The organism is Oceanicola sp. 22II-s10i (assembly GCF_002210105.1).
Classification (GTDB): domain Bacteria; phylum Pseudomonadota; class Alphaproteobacteria; order Rhodobacterales; family Rhodobacteraceae; genus Pseudooceanicola.
Genome location: NZ_AQQU01000009.1, coordinates 151,941 through 169,846 on the forward strand (window position 1 = coordinate 151,941; position 17,906 = coordinate 169,846).

General features: G+C 68.2%; 18 protein-coding genes. 7 read left to right on the plus strand and 11 right to left on the minus strand.

Annotated elements, in window-relative coordinates:
* Complete coding sequence (locus tag ATO6_RS19760) at positions 1 to 807, minus strand: DUF2189 domain-containing protein (RefSeq protein WP_088625769.1); 807 nt, start codon at positions 805 to 807, stop codon at positions 1 to 3.
* A gap of 83 nt (positions 808 to 890) precedes the next feature.
* Positions 891 to 2,084, minus strand: coding sequence for an N-acetylmuramoyl-L-alanine amidase (locus ATO6_RS19765; protein ID WP_254919215.1), 1,194 nt, complete (start codon positions 2,082 to 2,084; stop codon positions 891 to 893).
* Positions 2,085 to 2,241: 157 nt separating this feature from the next.
* On the opposite strand from ATO6_RS19765, the gene ATO6_RS19770 reads away from it, so the two are divergent.
* Together ATO6_RS19770 and ATO6_RS19775 are read left to right on the plus strand one after the other, a co-directional pair.
* The gene (locus ATO6_RS19770; protein ID WP_088625771.1) at positions 2,242 to 2,607 is read left to right on the plus strand and encodes a hypothetical protein; all 366 of its coding nucleotides are present in this window, start codon (positions 2,242 to 2,244) and stop codon (positions 2,605 to 2,607) included.
* On the plus strand, positions 2,604 to 3,452 hold the full coding sequence (locus tag ATO6_RS19775; protein ID WP_088625772.1) for an alpha/beta fold hydrolase: 849 nt from the start codon (positions 2,604 to 2,606) through the stop codon (positions 3,450 to 3,452). The genes ATO6_RS19770 and ATO6_RS19775 overlap by 4 nt, the downstream gene beginning before the upstream one ends.
* A 334-nt stretch (positions 3,453 to 3,786) precedes the next feature.
* Here ATO6_RS19775 and ATO6_RS19780 read toward each other — a convergent pair whose 3' ends face one another.
* The 5 genes from ATO6_RS19780 to ATO6_RS19800 all read right to left on the minus strand — a co-directional run bounded on the left by ATO6_RS19780 (position 3,787) and on the right by ATO6_RS19800 (position 9,545).
* On the minus strand, positions 3,787 to 5,814 hold the full coding sequence (locus ATO6_RS19780; RefSeq protein WP_088625773.1) for a M3 family metallopeptidase: 2,028 nt from the start codon (positions 5,812 to 5,814) through the stop codon (positions 3,787 to 3,789).
* A gap of 27 nt (positions 5,815 to 5,841) precedes the next feature.
* Positions 5,842 to 6,900, minus strand: coding sequence for a HesA/MoeB/ThiF family protein (locus ATO6_RS19785; protein ID WP_088625774.1), 1,059 nt, complete (start codon positions 6,898 to 6,900; stop codon positions 5,842 to 5,844).
* Positions 6,900 to 7,370 carry a dUTP diphosphatase gene (gene dut, locus ATO6_RS19790; protein ID WP_088625775.1) on the minus strand — a complete coding sequence of 157 codons (471 nt, stop codon included), beginning with the start codon at positions 7,368 to 7,370 and terminating at the stop codon, positions 6,900 to 6,902. The genes ATO6_RS19785 and dut overlap by 1 nt, the downstream gene beginning before the upstream one ends.
* 33 nt (positions 7,371 to 7,403) lie before the next feature.
* A complete protein-coding gene (coaBC, locus tag ATO6_RS19795) occupies positions 7,404 to 8,597 on the minus strand; it encodes a bifunctional phosphopantothenoylcysteine decarboxylase/phosphopantothenate--cysteine ligase CoaBC (RefSeq protein WP_088625776.1) in 1,194 nt (397 codons plus the stop codon).
* A 66-nt stretch (positions 8,598 to 8,663) separates the two neighbouring features.
* Entirely contained in the window at positions 8,664 to 9,545 is an 882-nt protein-coding gene (locus ATO6_RS19800; protein WP_088625777.1) for an RNA polymerase factor sigma-32, read from the minus strand.
* Between the two features lie 125 nt (positions 9,546 to 9,670).
* Between ATO6_RS19800 and cobU the strand changes: the two genes are divergently transcribed.
* From cobU to ATO6_RS19815, 3 genes are all read left to right on the plus strand, one after another.
* Complete coding sequence (gene cobU / locus ATO6_RS19805) at positions 9,671 to 10,189, plus strand: bifunctional adenosylcobinamide kinase/adenosylcobinamide-phosphate guanylyltransferase (protein ID WP_088625778.1); 519 nt, start codon at positions 9,671 to 9,673, stop codon at positions 10,187 to 10,189.
* Positions 10,189 to 10,764 (plus strand): histidine phosphatase family protein, encoded by a 576-nt coding sequence (locus ATO6_RS19810; RefSeq protein ID WP_369597075.1) that lies wholly within the window; start codon positions 10,189 to 10,191, stop codon positions 10,762 to 10,764. The genes cobU and ATO6_RS19810 overlap by 1 nt, the downstream gene beginning before the upstream one ends.
* Before the next feature lie 80 nt (positions 10,765 to 10,844).
* Positions 10,845 to 11,714 carry a glutathione S-transferase gene (locus tag ATO6_RS19815; protein WP_088625780.1) on the plus strand — a complete coding sequence of 290 codons (870 nt, stop codon included), beginning with the start codon at positions 10,845 to 10,847 and terminating at the stop codon, positions 11,712 to 11,714.
* Between the two features lie 42 nt (positions 11,715 to 11,756).
* On the opposite strand, the gene ATO6_RS19820 is transcribed toward ATO6_RS19815, so the two are convergent.
* On the minus strand, positions 11,757 to 14,054 hold the full coding sequence (locus tag ATO6_RS19820; RefSeq protein WP_088625781.1) for a xanthine dehydrogenase family protein molybdopterin-binding subunit: 2,298 nt from the start codon (positions 14,052 to 14,054) through the stop codon (positions 11,757 to 11,759).
* 222 nt (positions 14,055 to 14,276) lie between these two features.
* On the opposite strand from ATO6_RS19820, the gene ATO6_RS19825 reads away from it, so the two are divergent.
* Complete coding sequence (locus ATO6_RS19825) at positions 14,277 to 15,083, plus strand: IclR family transcriptional regulator (RefSeq protein WP_088625782.1); 807 nt, start codon at positions 14,277 to 14,279, stop codon at positions 15,081 to 15,083.
* Positions 15,084 to 15,108: 25 nt separating this feature from the next.
* On the opposite strand, the gene ATO6_RS19830 is transcribed toward ATO6_RS19825, so the two are convergent.
* Both ATO6_RS19830 and ATO6_RS19835 read right to left on the minus strand, forming a co-directional pair.
* Positions 15,109 to 15,921 (minus strand): MaoC/PaaZ C-terminal domain-containing protein, encoded by an 813-nt coding sequence (locus tag ATO6_RS19830; RefSeq protein ID WP_088625783.1) that lies wholly within the window; start codon positions 15,919 to 15,921, stop codon positions 15,109 to 15,111.
* Between the two features lie 116 nt (positions 15,922 to 16,037).
* Positions 16,038 to 16,718: an FkbM family methyltransferase gene (locus ATO6_RS19835; protein ID WP_088625784.1), complete on the minus strand. Its 681-nt coding sequence runs from the start codon at positions 16,716 to 16,718 to the stop codon at positions 16,038 to 16,040.
* Positions 16,719 to 16,800: 82 nt separating this feature from the next.
* Here ATO6_RS19835 and pth point away from each other — a divergent pair, with 82 nt between their 5' ends.
* On the plus strand, positions 16,801 to 17,484 hold the full coding sequence (gene pth, locus ATO6_RS19840; RefSeq protein ID WP_088625785.1) for an aminoacyl-tRNA hydrolase: 684 nt from the start codon (positions 16,801 to 16,803) through the stop codon (positions 17,482 to 17,484).
* A 7-nt stretch (positions 17,485 to 17,491) separates the two neighbouring features.
* On the opposite strand, the gene ATO6_RS25165 is transcribed toward pth, so the two are convergent.
* On the minus strand, positions 17,492 to 17,656 hold the full coding sequence (locus ATO6_RS25165; RefSeq protein ID WP_176441024.1) for a hypothetical protein: 165 nt from the start codon (positions 17,654 to 17,656) through the stop codon (positions 17,492 to 17,494).
* Between the last annotated feature and the right edge of the window lie 250 nt (positions 17,657 to 17,906).

Below are 17,906 nucleotides of genomic sequence, written 5' to 3' on the forward strand. Positions count from 1 at the left end.
TCAGCCGATCGCCACCGGACGCCCCGGATCGCCGCCCGTCTCGGCGGCGATCTGGTCATAGAGGTGCCACGTCGCATGCCCCAGCAGCGGCAGGGCGATGAACAGCCCGAGGAAGTAGGGCATCATCGCGACGAAGGTCAGGACCGCGATGAACAGCGCCCAGGCCAGCATCGGCACCGGGTTCACCGTCACTGTGGTGAAGGACACGATCATCGCCGTCACGAAATCCACCTCGCGGTCCAGAAGCAGCGGCAGCGAGATCACGGTGATCATGTAGAGCAGCACCGCGAAGCCCGCGCCCACGACCGACCCGACCGCCAGCATGGTCAGGCCGTTCATCGTCAGGAAGACCTCGTAGGAGGATGACACGTTGGTCATCACCGACAGACCCATGAACAGGGCGAATATCATGTGGCCGATGAAGAACCAGACGAGGAACAGGAACACGATGATCGCGCAGATCGACGGCAGCTGACGCCGGCTCTGCCGGGTCACGACGGTCAGGATTTCCGACATCACCAGCGGCCGCCCCTGCTCGATCCGGCGCGACACGTCGTAGAGCCCCACGGCAGCGAAGGGCCCGATCAGGGGGAACGAGACGGCGGCGAAGATCAGCCAGTAGCTCTGGCCCGTGACAAGCGTGATCCACCCCAGCACCCAGCCGGTCAGCACATAGGGCGCGCTGAACAGGATCGCGTAGACCGGCGCCTGTATCATGTCGCGGGCGCCGCGTTTCAGCGCGGTGCGCAGCATGTCGAAGGTCACCCGGCGGATCGGCGGCAGTCCCGGTTTCGGCGTGTCCGGCATGATGCGCTCTCCCTCCCTCGCGTCAGGACAGCAGAGCGGCTTTTCCCCGCGGGATCAACCGCATTGCGGATGCATCTTTGCGCCTAGCGCCGGATCAGCGGGGCCAGCGCCGCGTCTTCCTTCATCCACGCCAGCAGCGCGTCGCGCACCGCCCCGGCGAAATGGCCACGGAAATCCGGGTTGGTCAGGTTGCCGCGATCCCGGCGGTCGGACAGGAAGCCGACCTCGATCAGCACCGACGGGATGTCCGCGGCCTTGAGAACCGAGAACCCCGCCGACCGGATGGGCTTGGAATTGCGCGGCACCCCCGCCGCGTTCAGCCCCGTCACCAGCGCCTGCGCCAGCCGGGCCGTGCGGGGCGTCGTCTCCTGCCGGGCGAGGTCCAGCAGGACATCCGCGATCTGGTCGTCCTTGCCGGTCAGGTCGACGCCCGACAGCAGGTCGTCCCGGTCGTGCCGCTCGGCCAGCAGGGCCGAGGCCTCGTCGCTCGCGGTGTCGGACAGCGTGTGCACCACCGCGCCCCGCGCCCGCCCCTCGGCCAGCGCATCGGCGTGGAGCGAGATGAACACATGCGCCCCGACTTCGTGCGCGATCTCGACCCGCCGTTCGAGCGAGACGAAACTGTCGTCCGCCCGGGTCAGGATCACGTCGATGCCGCCCGCGCGGATCAGCGTCTCAGACAGCTCGCGCGCCAGTGTCAGCATGAGGTCCTTTTCGACGATCCCCTCGCGCTCGGCCCCCGGATCGATCCCGCCGTGGCCGGGGTCGATCACCACCACCAGCGGGCCGTCCCCGATGCCCTTCGGACGCTCGGAGCCTGCCGTGTCCCAGACCGGATCGTCCGCCGGGGCGCCCGAAGCGGCCGCGAAGTCCGACGGGGTCGCCGCAATGAACCGCGCCGTCAGCCGCGCGCGGCCCGTCACCTCGTCCACCTGCATTCCCGCGCGGTCCAGCGCCAGCGGCCCGCCGAGGTCGATCACCAGACGCGACCAGCCCGGCCTGACCGTGCCGAACCGCACCGCCGTCGCCGCCCCAGGCTCGAACAGCGCGGCATTGTCCACGCCCGTCCAGTCCACCTCGCGGAAGTCGAAGACCGCCCGTGCCGGATCGTCCAGCGTGAAGACCCGCCACGGCACGCCCTGGCTCAGGTTCAGGTCCACCGACAGACCGCCGCGCATGTCCTCGATCGCGCTCTCGGTCACGTCCACCCGTGCCAGAGCGGTGAAATCGCGCCCCTGCCCCGCCACGGCCCCCGCCGTCAGAACGAAAAGCGCCACTGCGCCGATTTGGGAAAGATGCCGCCTGATCATCCGCTCGCCCCGGTTCCGGGTGTTTGCGCGGAGGCTACAGGAACCCGTGCCCGCCCGCATCATCTTTTCTGTCGCGCCCGCCCCTGCGCCCGCTAGACTGGCGCCCGAGATCAAGGGAGGATCCATGTTCACGAACCTGACCCGAACCGCCGGGCCGGGCAGCAAGGTGGCCGCGATGGCCCCGCTGCTCGACATGAAGCTGATGCTCAGCTCCGACACCGACGACGTGCTCGTCACCATCCGCGAAGGCGCGGTGACGCAGTGCACCCCCGGCCCGCATGTGATGGCGTCCTATGACACCCGCCTCGTCGCCACGACGGAGGCCTGGACCGAATACCTCGCCGCCGTGCCGCGTCCCGGCTATCACGACATCTTCGCCCTGCTCCGCGCCGGGTCGATCCGGTTCGAGGGGAACCTGCTGCCGATGATGCAGAACCTGCTCTACATCAAGCGCCTGCTCGCCTCCCTCCGCCCCGAGGTGACCGCATGAGCCTGCACATCGAACCGATCCTCGGCCGCTACGCCCATATCGACATCGAGGGCGTGAATCACCGCATCTACTGGGAGGAAGCGGGGGAAGGCATTCCGCTGGTCTGCCTGCATACGGCGGGCAGCGACGGCCGACAGTTCCGCGCGGTCCTGAACGACCCCGAGGTGACGGCGCAATACCGCGTCATGGTCTTCGACATGCCCCGCCACGGCAAATCCAGCCCCGCGCCCGGCACGGTGGACGAGGATTACAACCTGACTTCCGACGCCTACGTCGCCCAGATCATGGCCTTCGTTTCCGCCATGGGGCTGGAGAAGCCCGTCGCCATGGGCTGCTCCATCGGCGGGCGCATCGTGCTGCACCTCGCCAAGCGCCACCCCGAGGCGTTCCGCGCCCTGATCGGCCTGCAGTCGGCGGCCTACGTGCCCCGCTACTACGACACGGCCTGGCTGGACCGGCCCGACGTGCACGGAGGCCGCGTCTGCGGCGCCTTCGCGGACGGGCTGATGGCGCCGACCTCGCCCAAGGACCAGAAGGACGAAACCCGCTGGCACTACCAGCAGGGCGGGCCGGGCGTGTTCAAGGGGGACCTGTGGTTCTACCAGATCGACGGGGATTTCCGGTCGGAGGTGGACAAGATCGACACCTCGAAGGTCGCGCTGCACCTGCTGACCGGGGAATATGATTATTCCTGCCGTCCCGCGGACACACAGGCGCTGGCGGATCAGCTGGGGATCGCGCCGGTGATCATGCCGAACATGGGGCATTTCCCGATGTCCGAGAACCCGGAGGTCTTCCTGACCTACCTGAAACCGGTGCTGGAGAAGATCCGCGCGGCGGGGTGAGCGTCGCGCCACGCGCGCGTTGATCAGAGTGTCATCCTCGGGCTCGACCCGAGGATCTCCAGTCACGAGGTCCTCGGGTCGAGCCCGAGGATGACGCGCCCATTACCGCCAGCACCCCGGTTGGAACGCCTGCCCGTGGGTGGGCGCCCGCAACAGTTGAACGGCGCGATTTATCCCCGCCACGTAACTCCTCCGCCAAAGGTCATCGCGCGGATGACACAGCGCCTACCCGCCGGGACGGGCAGGCGCTCGGCGCGGCGGCTTCGCCTCGATTCCGCGCCCGGTCGGACATTGCACCCGGCCGGGCACGGCTTCAGCGTCCCGAACCGCCCCCTCAGGCGACCTTGTCCAGCCCCCGCCCCTTGAGCAGCGCCTCCACGCCAGGCAGCCGCCCCCGGAACCGGGTGTAAAGCTCGTCCGCTTCGACCGAGCCGCCCTTGGACAGGATGTTCTCCTCCAGCGACTTCGCGACCGCCGGATCGAACGCCCCCCCGGCCTCCTCGAAAGCGGCGAAGGCGTCGGCGTCCATCACCTCGGACCACATGTAGGAATAGTACCCGGACGAATAGCCGTCCCCACTGAAAACATGGGCGAAATGCGGGGTCGCATGGCGCATCCTGATGGCCTTCGGCATCCCGAGATCGGCCAGGATCTCCGCCTGTTTCGCCATCGGATCGGCAGGTGCGGGCCCGTCATGGAATTCCAGATCCACCAGCGCCGAGGCGACGTATTCCACCGTCTGGAACCCCTGGTCGAAGTTCGCCGCCGTCAGCACCTTTTCCAGCATGTCGCGCGGCATCACCTCGCCCGTGTCCACATGGGTCGCGAATTTCTCCAGCACCTCGGGCACTTCCAGCCAGTGCTCATACAACTGGCTCGGCAGCTCGACAAAGTCCCGCGCCACCGAGGTCCCCGAGACGCTTTCATATTTCACGTCCGACAGCATCTGGTGCAGCGCATGCCCGAACTCATGGAACAGCGTCCGCGCGTCGTCATAGGACAAGAGCGCCGCCTGCCCCTTCGGCGGCTTGGAGAAGTTGCATACGTTGATGACCACCGGGATCTGCACCTCCGGCACCTTCGCCTGCGCCCGCATCGCCGAGCACCACGCGCCCGACCGCTTGGACCCGCGCGCGAAGTAATCGCCGATGAAGACCGCCACGTCCGCGCCGCCCCGCGTCACGTGCCACGCCCGGCAGTCGGGGTGGTAAAGCGGCACGTCGAGCGGCGAAAACTCCAGCCCGAACAGGCGGTTCGCACAGTCGAACGCCGCCTCGATCATCCGGTCGAGTTGCAGGTAAGGCTTCAGCGCCGCCTCATCCAGATCGTGTTCGGCCTTGCGCCGCTTCTCCGCGTAATAGCGCCAGTCCCACGCCTCCAGATCGCCGTTGATCCCGTCCGCATGCATCATCTCGGCCAGCACCGCCTGATCCGCCAGCGCCTGCGCCTTGGCGGGCCGCCAGACATTGTGCAGCAACTCCCGCACCTTGCCCGGCTCCCCCGCCATCTCCGTCTCAAGCTTGTAGTCGGCGAAGTTATCGTAGCCCAACAGCTTCGCCCGCTCCTCGCGCAGCGTCAGGATCTCCGCGACCGCCTCGCGATTGTCCGTCGCGCCGCCATTCTCGCCACGTGCGGCCCATGCCCGGAACGCGGTCTCGCGCAGGTCCCGGCGCGGCGAGAACTGAAGGAACGGAACGATCAGCGACCGCGACAGGGTCACGACCGGCCCGTCCTTGCCCTTTTCCTCGCCCGCCGCCCGCGCGGCTTCGACGACAAAGCCCGGCAGCCCCTCCAGATCGGCCTCGTCCAGTTCCATGAACCACTCGCGCTCATCCGCCAGCAGGTTCTGCGTGAACGATGTGCCAAGTGTCGCGAGCCGGCCCTTGATCTCCTTCATCCGCTCGGCCTCGGCCCCGTCCAGAGCCGCACCCGACCGGACGAAACCGCGATGGCTGAGGTAGAGAATCCGCGCCTGATCGGCGTCCAGACCCAGCTCGTCCTTGCGCGCCCAGAGGTCCGCAACCCGCTGAAACAGCGCCTTGTTCGCCGAGATCTCAGCGTAATGCGCCGCGATCTTCGGCGAGAACGCGCGCTGCAGTTCCTCGCGCCTCGGGTTGCTGTCCGCGCCGGCGACGGTGAAGAAGACCGACAGCACCTTCTCCAGCGCCTTGCCGCCGTTCTCCAGCGCCTCGACGGTGTTCGCGAAGGTCGGCGGTTCGGGGTTCTCGGCGATCGCCTTGATCTCGGCCTTGTGCGCGGTCAGCGCCTCATCCAGCGCGGGGGCGAAATCCTCGTCGGAAATCGCGTCGAAGGGGGCCAGTTCGAACGGGCCGGTCCAGTCGGACAGCAGGGGATTGGTCATGTGGGGCATCTCCTTTGCCCCTGAAACCTATGCCTCCGGCGCGTGGCTTTCCAGCCCGCAGACCGGGCAATCGGGGCGCTTCTTCAACGTGATCTTGCGGGTTTCGCCCCAGAGCGCATCGTAAATCAGCATCTCACCCCTCAGTGCCGCGCCCGCGCCCGTGATGACCTTCACCGCCTCGACCGCCATCATCGACCCCACGACCCCCGGCAACGGCCCCAACACCCCCGCCACGGCGCAGGACGGCGCGAGGCCCGGCGCGGGGGCCTGAGGGAAAATGCACTGGTAACACGGTCCGCCGCGCGCGGGGTCGAACACGCTCACCTGCCCCTCCCATTGGGAGAGCGCGCCGGAAATCAGCGGCTTTCCGAGCGCCACGGCGGTGCGGTTCGCCAGATAGCGCGTCTCGAAATTGTCGGTGCCGTCGAGGATCAGGTCATACTCGGCGAACAGCTCCGCCGCGATGTCTTCGGTCAGGTCACGGTGATAGGGCCGGACATGCGTCCTGGGGTTCTGCGCGTTCAGCGTTTCCTCGGCGGAGAAGACCTTTGGCTGCTGGATCGCGTCGTCCATGTGGATCACCTGCCGCTGCAGGTTGGCGTTGTCGACCCGGTCGCCGTCGATGATCCCCAGCGTCCCGACCCCCGCCGCCCCGAGGTAGAGCAGCGCGGGCGATCCCAGCCCTCCGGCCCCGATCACCAGGACCTTGGCATCCTTCAGCTTCCGCTGCCCCGGCCCGCCCAGTTCGCGCAGGACGATGTGACGGGCATAACGCTCCAGCTCGGTCTCGGTGAACGGCCCCTGCGCCACAGGCTCCGGCGGCTCAGCCCCCTGCGCCCGCGCCTTCAGCAGTCCTAGGCCCCAGCGATAGGCCACGACTATCGCGGCCAGACCCAGCAGCATCAACCACCCGGCGATCCCGCCGCCGGTCGCTTCGCGCAGCGGATGGCCGGCGGGCAGCACCACCTGCGCCAGCAGCACCGCCATCAACAATACGCCCAGCACCGCGAGCCTCGGCCCCCGCGAAACGCCCGCCCAGCGACCACCCCACCAGAGCGCCGCCGCAAGGACCAGGACCGCCAGCATCAGCCCCGCCCCGTGGAGCCGAATCCGCCGTCGCCCCGCGCGGTGGCGTCCAGCGACGCGACCTCGGCAAAGGTCCCGCGTGTCACCGGCGCAACCACAAGCTGCGCGATCCGGTCCCCGTGCGAGACGTGGAATGGCTCATGCCCCAGGTTGACCAGAATGACCCCGACCGGCCCGCGATAGTCGCTGTCGATGGTCCCCGGCGCGTTCACCAGCGCGATCCCGTGCTTCAGCGCCAGACCCGAACGCGGCCGCACCTGCACCTCGAACCCCTCGGGGATCGCCATGCTCAGCCCGGTCGGCACCAGCGCCCGTGCGCCGGGTCCGATCACCACGCCGTCGCGGTCCGCCGCCGGGAAGTTGGCCCGCACGTCAGCGCCCGCAGCCCCCGCCGTCGCGTAGGACGGCAGCGGCACGTCGGGATCGGCCCAGTCGAGCCGCGCAATCTCTATCTTCACATGATCCTTCATCTGGCCAGACAAACTCCCGCCGGAGGCAAAATTCTATGCCAAGGCCCCGGCCACACGCTCCGCCAGCCGGGCGGCGACCGCATCCTTGCCCATGCGCGGCCATTCCTCGGCCCCGTCGTCCGAGATCAGGATCACCGCGTTCTCCGTCCCGCCCATGATCCCCGTCGCCGGGCTGACATCGTTCGCCACGATCCAGTCGCAGCCCTTGCGCTGCCGTTTGGCGGTGGCATGGGCGACCACGTCGTCCGTCTCGGCGGCGAAGCCCACGACCAGCCCCGGCCGCCCCGTCTGCATCTGGCTGACGGTGGCGAGGATGTCGGGGTTCTCGGCGAATTCCAGCGTTGGCAGCGCGCCCTTCACCTTCTTGATCTTGGAACCGGAGGCAGAGGCCACCCGCCAGTCCGCAACCGCCGCCGCGAATACCGCAGCGTCGACCGGCAGCGCGGCTTGAACCGCCTCCAGCATCTCCTTCGCGGTCTCGACCTTCACCACCTGCACACCCGAGGGCGGCGGCACGGAGGCCGGGCCGGTCACGAACACCACCTCGGCCCCGAGCGCCGCCAGTGCCCTTGCGATCGCCGTGCCCTGTGCGCCCGAGGACCGGTTGGCGATGTAGCGGACCGGGTCGATGGGTTCGTGCGTGGGGCCGGATGTGACGAGGACACGCTTGCCCGTCAGCGGCCCGGCGGTGAAATGCGCCTCGATCGCCGCGACGATCTCCAGCGGTTCGCTCATGCGTCCGGGGCCGTATTCGCCGCAGGCCATGCTGCCCTCGTTCGGGCCAACCATGGCGATGCCGTCGGATTTCAGGGTCGCAAGGTTGCGCTGCGTGGCGGGGTGATCCCACATCCGCACGTTCATCGCCGGGGCGATCAGCACCGGCGTGTCGGTGGCCAGCAGCAGGGTCGAGGCCAGATCGTTCGCCAGCCCCTGCGCCATCTTGGCCATCAGGTCCGCCGTCGCCGGGGCCACGACGACCAGATCGGCGGAGCGGGACAGCTGGATGTGCCCCATCTCGGCCTCGGTCGTCAGGTCGAAGAGCGCGTTATGCACCCGTTCTCCAGCCACCGCGGAAATGGTCAGGGGGGTCACGAACTCGGCCCCGGCGGCCGTCAGAACCGGCGTGACCGAGGCCCCGCGTTCGCGCAGGCGGCGGATCAGGTCGGGCGCCTTGAACGCCGCGACCCCGCCGCCGATGATCAGCAATATCCGCTTGCCAGCCAGCATGTTCCGCCCTCGGACGCCATTTCCGGCGACACTAGGCGACCCCCGCACCGGGGGCAAGGAGCGGCGTCAGTGCAGCAGCGCCTCGACCTCGCCGCCGCCGTTGGTTTCCAGCGTGCGCCGCATCTTGCGGAACGCCCCGGCCTCGAGCTGACGCACACGCTCCTTGGACAGCCCCAGTTCCTGCCCGAGGCTTTCCAGCGTCCGCGGCTCGTCGCGCAGCTTGCGCTCGCGCACGATCATCCGCTCGCGGTCGTTCAGGTCGGACATGGCGGTGATCAGCCAGTCGCGCAGCGCCTGACGGTCGTGATCGTCGCCCACAAGCTCCGCGGCCCCGGCCGTGTCGTCCTCCAGCGTGTCGATCCACTCGCGGCCCTCGTCATCGGCGGACTGCGTGGCGTTCAGCGAGAAGTCGGAGCCGGACAGACGCCCCTCCATCATCTCGACATCGCGCAGCGGGACGCCGACTTCGGTCGCGATCATCTGGCGCAGCTGGTGGCCGTCCAGTTCCTCGCCCCGGCCCATGGCCTCGCGCTCCAGCCGGGCCTGAACCCGGCGCATGTTGAAGAACAGCGATTTCTGCGAAGAGGTCGAGCCGGTGCGCACCATCGACCAGTTGCGCATCACGTAATCCTGGATCGAGGCCTTGATCCACCAGACGGCATAGGTCGAAAAGCGGACCCCGCGGTCGGGATCGAACTTGTCGGCGGCCTTCATCAGGCCCAGCCCGGCCTCCTGGATCAGGTCGTTCATCGGTGCGCCGTAGCGGCGGTACTTGGCGGCCATCGAAATCGCCAGCCGCATGTAGGCGGTGACCAGACGGTGCAGCGCCGCCTCGTCACGCTGATCGCGCCAGGCATAGGCGAGCGAAAGCTCCGTCTCGGCGTCGAGCAATTCTGCCTTCATCGCGCGTCGCGAAAGGGAATTGTCGGAAATGCTGTCGAGCGGCATGAATGTCTCCCCGGTTGTCTCCGCCCCGTGCCGGGCGGGAGGCACGTCACGCGCGCCCTTGTCCGTTCTCTTACCCAAGCTATACGCATGAGACGCGACTTGGTTTCACGAAGGGACACGAAAAAATGCACGACTCCGTGACATTCGTTGTGGGCGGCGCGGCCTCTGGCAAATCCGCCTGGGCGGAGGATTTCGTGCGTTCCCGTGGACTGCCAAAGGCTTACATTGCCACCGCCCAGGTGTTCGATGCCGAGATGGAGGAAAAAATCGCAAGGCATCGCCGGATGCGCGGCGATGGATGGACCACATTCGAGGCGCCGGAAAATGCGGCGGACCTGCTGCCCGGCCTTGACCCCGCCACGGCGGTCCTTTTCGACTGCGCAACCATGTGGCTGAGCAATATCATGCTGACCGAAAGCGACCTGTCGGCGGAAACTGACCGGCTGCTGGATGCCATTACGGCCTGTCCGGCGGACCTGACCATCGTGTCGAACGAGGTCGGCCAGGGGATCGTCCCCGACAATGCCCTCGCACGCCGTTTCCGCGAGGCGCAGGGGCGCCTGAACATCCGTCTGGCCGCACGGGCGGACCGGGTGGTGCAGGTGGTCGCGGGCCTGCCGAACGTGTTGAAAGGGGCGATCTGATGCGGTTCTTCTGGGTGCGGCACGGGCCGACGCATTACAAGGGGCTCGTCGGCTGGTCCGACTTGCCCGCCGATCTCAGCGACACCGATCAGGTCGGCCGCCTGTCGCACTACCTGCCGTCCGACGCGCTGGTGATCTCGTCCGACCTTGTCCGCTCGGTCACCACCGCCGACGCCATCGCGGGCACCCGCCAGCGACTGCCGCATGACCCCGATTTGCGCGAGATGAACTTCGGCGAGTGGGAGCTGAAACGCTCGCCCGAGGTCAGCCAGACGCATCCGGAACTCAGCCGCGCGTTCTGGAGCGAACCGGGGCATCACGCGGCCCCCGGCGGCGAAAGCTGGTTCGACATGACCGCCCGCACGGGCCGCGCGGTCGACCGTCTGATGCAGGCGCACCGGGGGCGCGACGTGGTGGTGGTGGCGCATTTCGGTGTGATCCTCGCCCGTGTCGCGGATCACACCGGGAAACTGCCGAAACAGGTGCTGGGGCAGAAGATCGACAATCTGTCGGTCACCGAACTGACGTTCGACGGCACCGGCTGGGAGGTCGGCGCGATCAATCACTGCCCGTGATGCCGAACCTCAGGAACATTCGCTTTCCGTATCGCCGCACTGCCGCGTAACCTGTCCGGTATCGCAGCCCGGAGAGTTCAATGACCTACGAGATTTTCATAGCCGACCGCGCGTTTTCCAGCTGGTCCCTGCGCGGCTGGCTGATGTTCGAAACCTTTGGCATTCCCTGCAAGACCACGGTGCTCGGCCTCTACACCGGCACCTTCAAGGAAGACCTCGAACCGGTCTATCCCGCCCGCACGGTCCCCGTGATGCGCACCCCCGACGGCATTCTCGTCGGCGACACGCTCGCGATGGCCGAGACGCTCGCGGAACGGCATCCGGATGCCGGGATGTGGCCCGAAGACCCGGCGGCGCGCGGCCTCGCCCGCTGGATGGTGGCCGAGATGCACTCGGGCTATGGCGCGCTGCGCAGCGAATGCCCCATGCAGTTGCTGCACCAGTACGAAGGCTTCGCGGTGTCCGACGCGGTCGCCGCGGACCTCGCCCGGATCGAGGAGATGTGGGCCCTCGCCCGCAGCCGCCACGGGTCCGGGGGCGACTGGCTGTTCGGGGAATGGTCGCTGGCGGATGTCTTCTTTGCCCCGGTGGCCGCACGGATCGCGGGTTATGGCCTGCCCGTTGGCGCGGACGCTGCCGCCTATGTCGCCAACATGCTGGCCGATCCGGCCTTCCGCCGCTGGCGCGCCATGGGTCAGACGGTCAGCTATGACCCGGTGCCCTATGCCAAGGATCTGCCGACGACGGCCTGGCCCGGCCCCGCGCCAATCCCGGCCAAGGCGGTCGCTTCCGGCCCGTCCGTCAACGCGGCCTGCCCCTATTCCGGCAAGCCGGTGACCGACTTCATGGAGATGGACGGCAAGGTCTACGGCTTCTGCAACCCGTTCTGCCGCGACAAGACGGTTCAGGACCCGGCGGCATGGCCGAAGTTCATGGCGATGGCGGGCTGAGACTGACCCAGCCCCCGAAAGCACCGGGGGCTGAGCCGCAACTCAGCCCTTGGCGGCGGTGATCGCCTCCCACACCCGGCCGGGCGTGGCGGGCATGTCGAAAGACGTCACCCCGACCTGCGCCAGCGCATCCATCACCGCGCTCATCCCGGCGGCAAGGCCACCGACCGACCCCGCCTCGCCGACGCCCTTGACCCCCAGCGGGTTCTTGGCGGTCGGCACGTTGGAATATCCGGCCTTCAACGCCGGCAGGTCGATGGCGCGGGGCATCGCGTAGTCCATGAAGGACCCGGTCAACAGCTGCCCGTCGCCGGGAGTATAACGCATCTCCTCGAGGAAAATCTGGCCGAGCGCCTGCGCGACCCCGCCCTGGATCTGCCCCTCGGCCATCTGCGGCTGGATCACCCTGCCGATGTCCTCGACACCGGTGTAGCGCTCGATGGTCATGCGCCCGGTTTCGGGGTCCAGTTCGACCTCGCAGGTGTGGCAGCCGTTCGGGAAGGTCGGGCCGTCCGTCACGAACTCGCCCTTGCCGAGCAGCGGCGTGCCCCGGTCGATGGCCGTGCGCGCGATCTCGGCCAGCTCGACCTCGCGGTTGGTGCCCGCGATGCGGAACTTGCCCGCCTCGTACTCGATATCCGCCGCATCCGCCTCGAGCGTGTCCGAGGCGATGTCCTTGGCCTGTGCCAGAACCTTCTCGACCGCGTCGCGGACGGCGGAGCCGACCTTGATCGTCGCGCCCGAGCCGCCCATGCCGCCGCCCCGGTCCATCCGGTCGGTGTCCCCCTGGAAGTAGTTCACGCTCTCGACCGGCAGTTCCAGTCCTTCGGCAGCCAGATCGGACAGCAGCGTCTCCAGCCCCTGCCCCGCCGAGAACCCGCCGCCGCCCAGCGTGACGGAGCCATCCGCATTGATCGACACATCGGCGAAGTCGCGGCCCGGATTGCCCCAGAGGCCGCCGGCTGTCTCGATGCACAGCGCGAGGCCGAAGCCGCGCACCCGGCCCTTGGCCTCGGATTCGGCCTTGCGCGCGGCATAGCCCGCGTGGTCGGCCTCGCTCAGCCCGTTGTCCAGCAGCTTGGGGAAATCCCCGCTGTCGTAGTCGAAGATGAACGGCGATTTCCACGGCATCTGCGCGGGCTGGATCAGGTTGCGGCGGCGCAGTTCGATCCGGTCCATCCCGATCTCGCGCGCGGCCTGATCCAGCGCCATCTCGATGGCATAGGTCGCCTCGGGCCGCCCGGCCCCGCGATAGGGTGCGACGGGAATCGTATGGGTCAGCCAGCCCTCGATCCGGCCCGCCAGAACCGGCGTGCGGTACACCCCGGCGACCCCGCCGAAGTTCAGCACCGGCGGCAGCGACCGGGCCGAGGCATAGGCCCCCACGTTCAGACGCATCGTCGTGCCCTGCGCGAGGATGGTGCCGTCCTCGTCCAGCCCCAGCTCGACGATGATGTCCATGTCGCGCCCGGCCTCGTCGGACAGGAAATCCTCGCCCCGGTCGGCCCGCCAGCGGATCGCCCGGTTCAGGTGCTTGGCCGCCCAGAACACCGTCGTTTCCTCGCGCAGCGGCCCCGACTTCATCCCGAACGCGCCGCCGACATCGCCGGATACGCAGCGGATCTTCTCCGGCTCCATTTTCATGAAATTGGCCAGCGTCTGGCGCATGGCCACCGGGTTCTGGTGGCTGGCATAGAAGGTGATCCGACCGTCTTCATCAGGCCGGACGAAGGCATTGCGCGGCTCCATCGCGACGGCGGTCACGCGCGTCACAGGCACCCGCGCCGTCACCTTGTGCGGTGCCTTGGCGATGGCGTCGCGCACGGCCTGCCAGTCCCCGCGTTCCCACTCGGCGCTCAGGTTGCCGGGCCGGTCGTCATGGACCAGCGCCGCCCCTTCGGCGGTCGCCTCGTCGATGGTGGTGACGGCGGGCAGGTCCTCGGTCTCAAGCTCGATCGCTTCGGCGGCGTCCAGCGCTTGCGCACGGGTCTCGGCCACGATCATCGCAAGCGGTTCGCCGATATGGCGGATGACGTCCTTGGCCAGCAACGGGCGCGGCGTGGCGGTCCAGGTGCGCTCGTCCGGGCCCTTGAGGTTCATCGGGGTCTGGACCGGACCGATTCCATCGGCCTCGATATCCGCCTGCGTCAGCACGGCGACCACGCCTGGCATCTCTGCCGCATCCCCGGTTTCCATCGACACGATCCGACCCGACGCGATGGTCGAGCGCAGGAAAACCGCCACCAGCGCGCCCGGATCGGCGATATCGTCGGCGTAGCGGCCCTTGCCGGTGATGAGTCGGCGATCCTCGATCCGGCCCTTCCTGACGTGTTCGGTCATGCGTCTCTCCTTGCGGTTCGGACGTCACGTTAAACACACTGTCCGAAAGGTCAAATGCCGAAACCCCGCCTTTTCCAGTGGAGACTGGCGCTTACTTGCCGGACGGCTAAATGAAGCTTGACTTGCCGGTAAGTCGAGCCTCTACTCGGCGTCAGTCAGCCTGTCACACAGCGCTCCGGAGAGATCGCCCCGACGGGAATTGCTGACAGGGAGGAGATTGAAATGACTTACACGAACGCACGGGATCTGGACCTCGGCACCCCGGTCGAGCCGCCATCCTTTCTGACCGAACTGCCCGATTCCGTCGTGAAGTCGGCGGCCCGGACGATCCAGATTCTCGAATATCTCGATCACGTCCGCCGCGAGGTCTCCGGCTCCGAAGTCGCCGCCGCGCTGAATTTTCCGGCCTCCAGCACCTCGGCCCTGCTGCGGTCGATGGTGACGATGGGCTATCTCCAGCACGACCGTCACACCCGCACCTACCGCCTGACACGCCGGACCGGCCTGCTCGGCGCATGGGTCGATCCCTCTCTCATCCGTCAGGGCACGCTGCTGAACCTCGTGCATTCGCTGGCCAACCTGATCGGCGAAACCGTCGTTCTGGCCCGCCGCAACGAACTGAGCGTGCAGACGATCTATGTCGCCGACGGCGGCAAGAACCCTGCCGCCCCGGTGCCCGGCATGCAGCACTGCGTGTCCCGTTCGGCCCCCGGCATGGCGCTGCTGGCGATGTCCGACGACCGCGAACTCAAGCGGATCATCGGGCGCATCAACTCCGAACGCCCGCGCTCCGCGCCCGCGATCGACGCCTCGGACTATGCCACACGGCTGGGCGAAGGCCGCCGTCGCGGCAGCTTCACCGGTCCGGGCATCGGCCTTGGCACGGCAGCCGTCGCGCAGCAGGTGCGCCACCATGCGGCGGGCGATCTGCTGGTCCTGTCGGTCGAGGGCCCCTCGTCCCGCATGAATGAGCGGCTGGACGAGATCGCGACCCTGATGCGCGCGGCGCTGCACCGGCTGGCGGCCTGAGCCGCCGCCGCCCCGCGGCACCGCGTCACGAAATCGCGTTGACCTTCATCTCCATCAGCACCTTCGGACCCCGGCTGAGGCAGTAGGCGCTGCGCCGGCCGGGTTCCCCGGCGGCGCGGACGTCGAAACTCTCCTCCCAGAAGATCGGGCGGCGGAAGTAGATGTCGAGATCGACCGTCGCGGGCACCCCTTCACGCCACAACGCGGCCGTCATGTAGCGCACGCCCTGGCTGCCGCCGACGATCGGCGCGCGATAGCCCGCCCGCCGCGCGGCCTCGGGATCGACGTGGAGCAGGTTGCCGGTGCCCAGCGAATAGGTCTTCACGTCGTCGGGCGTCAGGTCGATATGGCCGAGCGCGTCCAGTGCCTCGGGGTCGGGCACCACCGGTGCGGGCTTGTCCCCGGTGCCGCGCAGCGACGGATCGGCGGTGCGGTTGGGGTCGGTCTTGAGCGCCACGCGGCGCAGCACCATGCCAAGCCGCCCGTCCGCGCCGCGATACCACGTGTCGGTCGTGGTGATCGTCCCGCGCGGGGCGTCGAAGACATCCGCGATCTCGCCCGAGACGGTGATCTCCTCGTCCAGCCGCAGCGGGCTGTCCATCCGCACCGACTGCAGCATGTTCACGCCACCATTCTCGGTGATCCCGTTGATCGCGCTTTCGCGGATGGCGTGGGGGATGAAAGCGGCCGGGTCCACGCAGTCCCGGAACAGCGCCGCGTCCGAGCCGCAGACCCGCATCATCCGGTCCTCTTCCGCCCGGTCGAATCGGAACCGGCGCGCGGCGAGTTTCAGGCCCTTCACGGGCGTGACGGGATTTGCGGGCGACATGTCGATCATCGGGGCCTCCTGTGCGGTCGATCGCAGCAGGCGGCGTGTCGTCGCTCCGGTCAACGCGGCGTCCCGGCATCGCAGGCATGTGGTGGGCAGCGCCGCCTGGACGGCCCGCCCGACCCTCAGGCGTCGTCCTTGATGCGCTTGAAGCTGACCACGCCCCCGGACGAGGCGCGCGGATCGTAGACGAGGTTCGACGCGGACATGCAGTCGAAGATCCGCTTGATGACGCGCGCCGGATAGCGGGCGGGGTGGATCTCCATCATCACGAAGCGGACATGACCCGGCCACGGCGCATCGAACAGATGTTCCTCGGCCCCTTCGATATCCATGATGACCACGTTCGGCTTGTGCTCGGCCAGAAGCGCGCTGATCCTGAGAAGTGGCACGCTGACGATGTCGCCCTCCGCGCCCTCCTCGGCGATCGACGCACCCCAGAACGCCTTGCCGCGCCGGAATTCCAGCGTCTCGCCCTCGGCCCCGTCGCCGGTGACGGCGCCGTGGATCACGGTGGCGTCCCGGTGCCCGTTGCGGTCGAAATTCGCGCGGATCACAGGGATCATGTCGGGGTTCGCCTCGACCGTCACCACGTTCGCGCCGCCGGTGATCGCCGCGCAGACCGACCCGACATAGCCCATGCCACCGCCGAGTTCGAGCACGCGGAACCCCTTCCGGACCCGGATGCGTGCCGCGCGGGCCTCGAAGCCCTCGTATTGCCCGGCCTCCAGCTTGCGCACGATCTTGGGCGCGGCCAGTGCCTCGGGCAGGTGAAGCGCCACCCCGTTCAGCTCGAAATCAGGCATTTCGCCCCCTGTTCTTGATTGACTGCCTCCCCCGCACTATCCCTCAAACCGACCGCCGCTTGGGCGAAAAAGGGACGTTTCGATGCAAATCTTCGCCGGCCTCGGCAATCCGGGCGCGAAATACGCCGCCAACCGGCACAACATCGGGTTCATGGCGCTGGACCGGATCGCGTCGGATCACGGCTTTGCCCCGTGGAAGACCAAGTTCCAGGCCGAGATCGCCGAGGGACTGCTGGGCGGCGAAAAGGTGCTGCTGATCAAGCCGATGACCTTCATGAACCTGTCCGGCCAGTCGGTGGGCGAGGCGATGCGGTTTTACAAGCTGACACCGGCCGAGATCACCGTGTTCCACGACGAACTGGACCTCGCCCCCGGCAAGCTGCGGGTCAAGACCGGCGGCGGTCACGCCGGGCACAATGGCCTGCGCTCAATCCACCAGCACATCGGGCCGGACTATGCCCGCGTGCGCATGGGGATCGGCCATCCGGGCCACAAGGACCGGGTCGCGGGCTATGTCCTGTCGGATTTCGCCAAGGCGGACCAGGACTGGCTGGACGACGTGCTGCGCGGTTGTTCCGACGGCGCGCCGGATCTGGCGCGGGGCGACGCGGGCCGCTTCATGAATGCCGTGGCGCTAAGAACCGCGCCGCCGCGCTCGTCGACCACGCCCGCCGCCGCGACGCCGTCCGCAAGGACGGAGGAGCCGCCCGCCCCCGAGGAAGACCGGCGGTCCCCCCTCCAGCGGCTGGCGGACAAGTTCCGCTGACGGCCGCTCAGGCCGCTTCGTAGTACTCGCTCAGCGTGTCGTCCGCCTGCCGCGCTTCGTGCAGCGGGACGACCTTGCCCTCGGTCATCGGATCGTAATACGCCCATGCGTCATCCAGCGCGGCAAGGGCTGCGCGGGCTGCGTCCTGTGATTTGTCCTGAAGGTTCTGCATCGGGTGCCTCTCTTGCTGTCAGGCTCCCTCCCCGTCCCGCATATGCGCCTCTTCGCGCGACGCGTCAGCAGACGTTCGGACAGAGTCGCCATGCCCTGACCGCAAGGCTACGCAGCGTCACCCGTCGCGCAGGCAGGATTTCGGTGGCTTGCCGGTTATCGTCCGTGTCTCGGCCCCGCAGGCGGCGCAGCGGTAGAAGCGTCCGGTCGCGTCGTCCAGCCTGCGGTCCGCCCGCCAGCGGCAGGCGCGC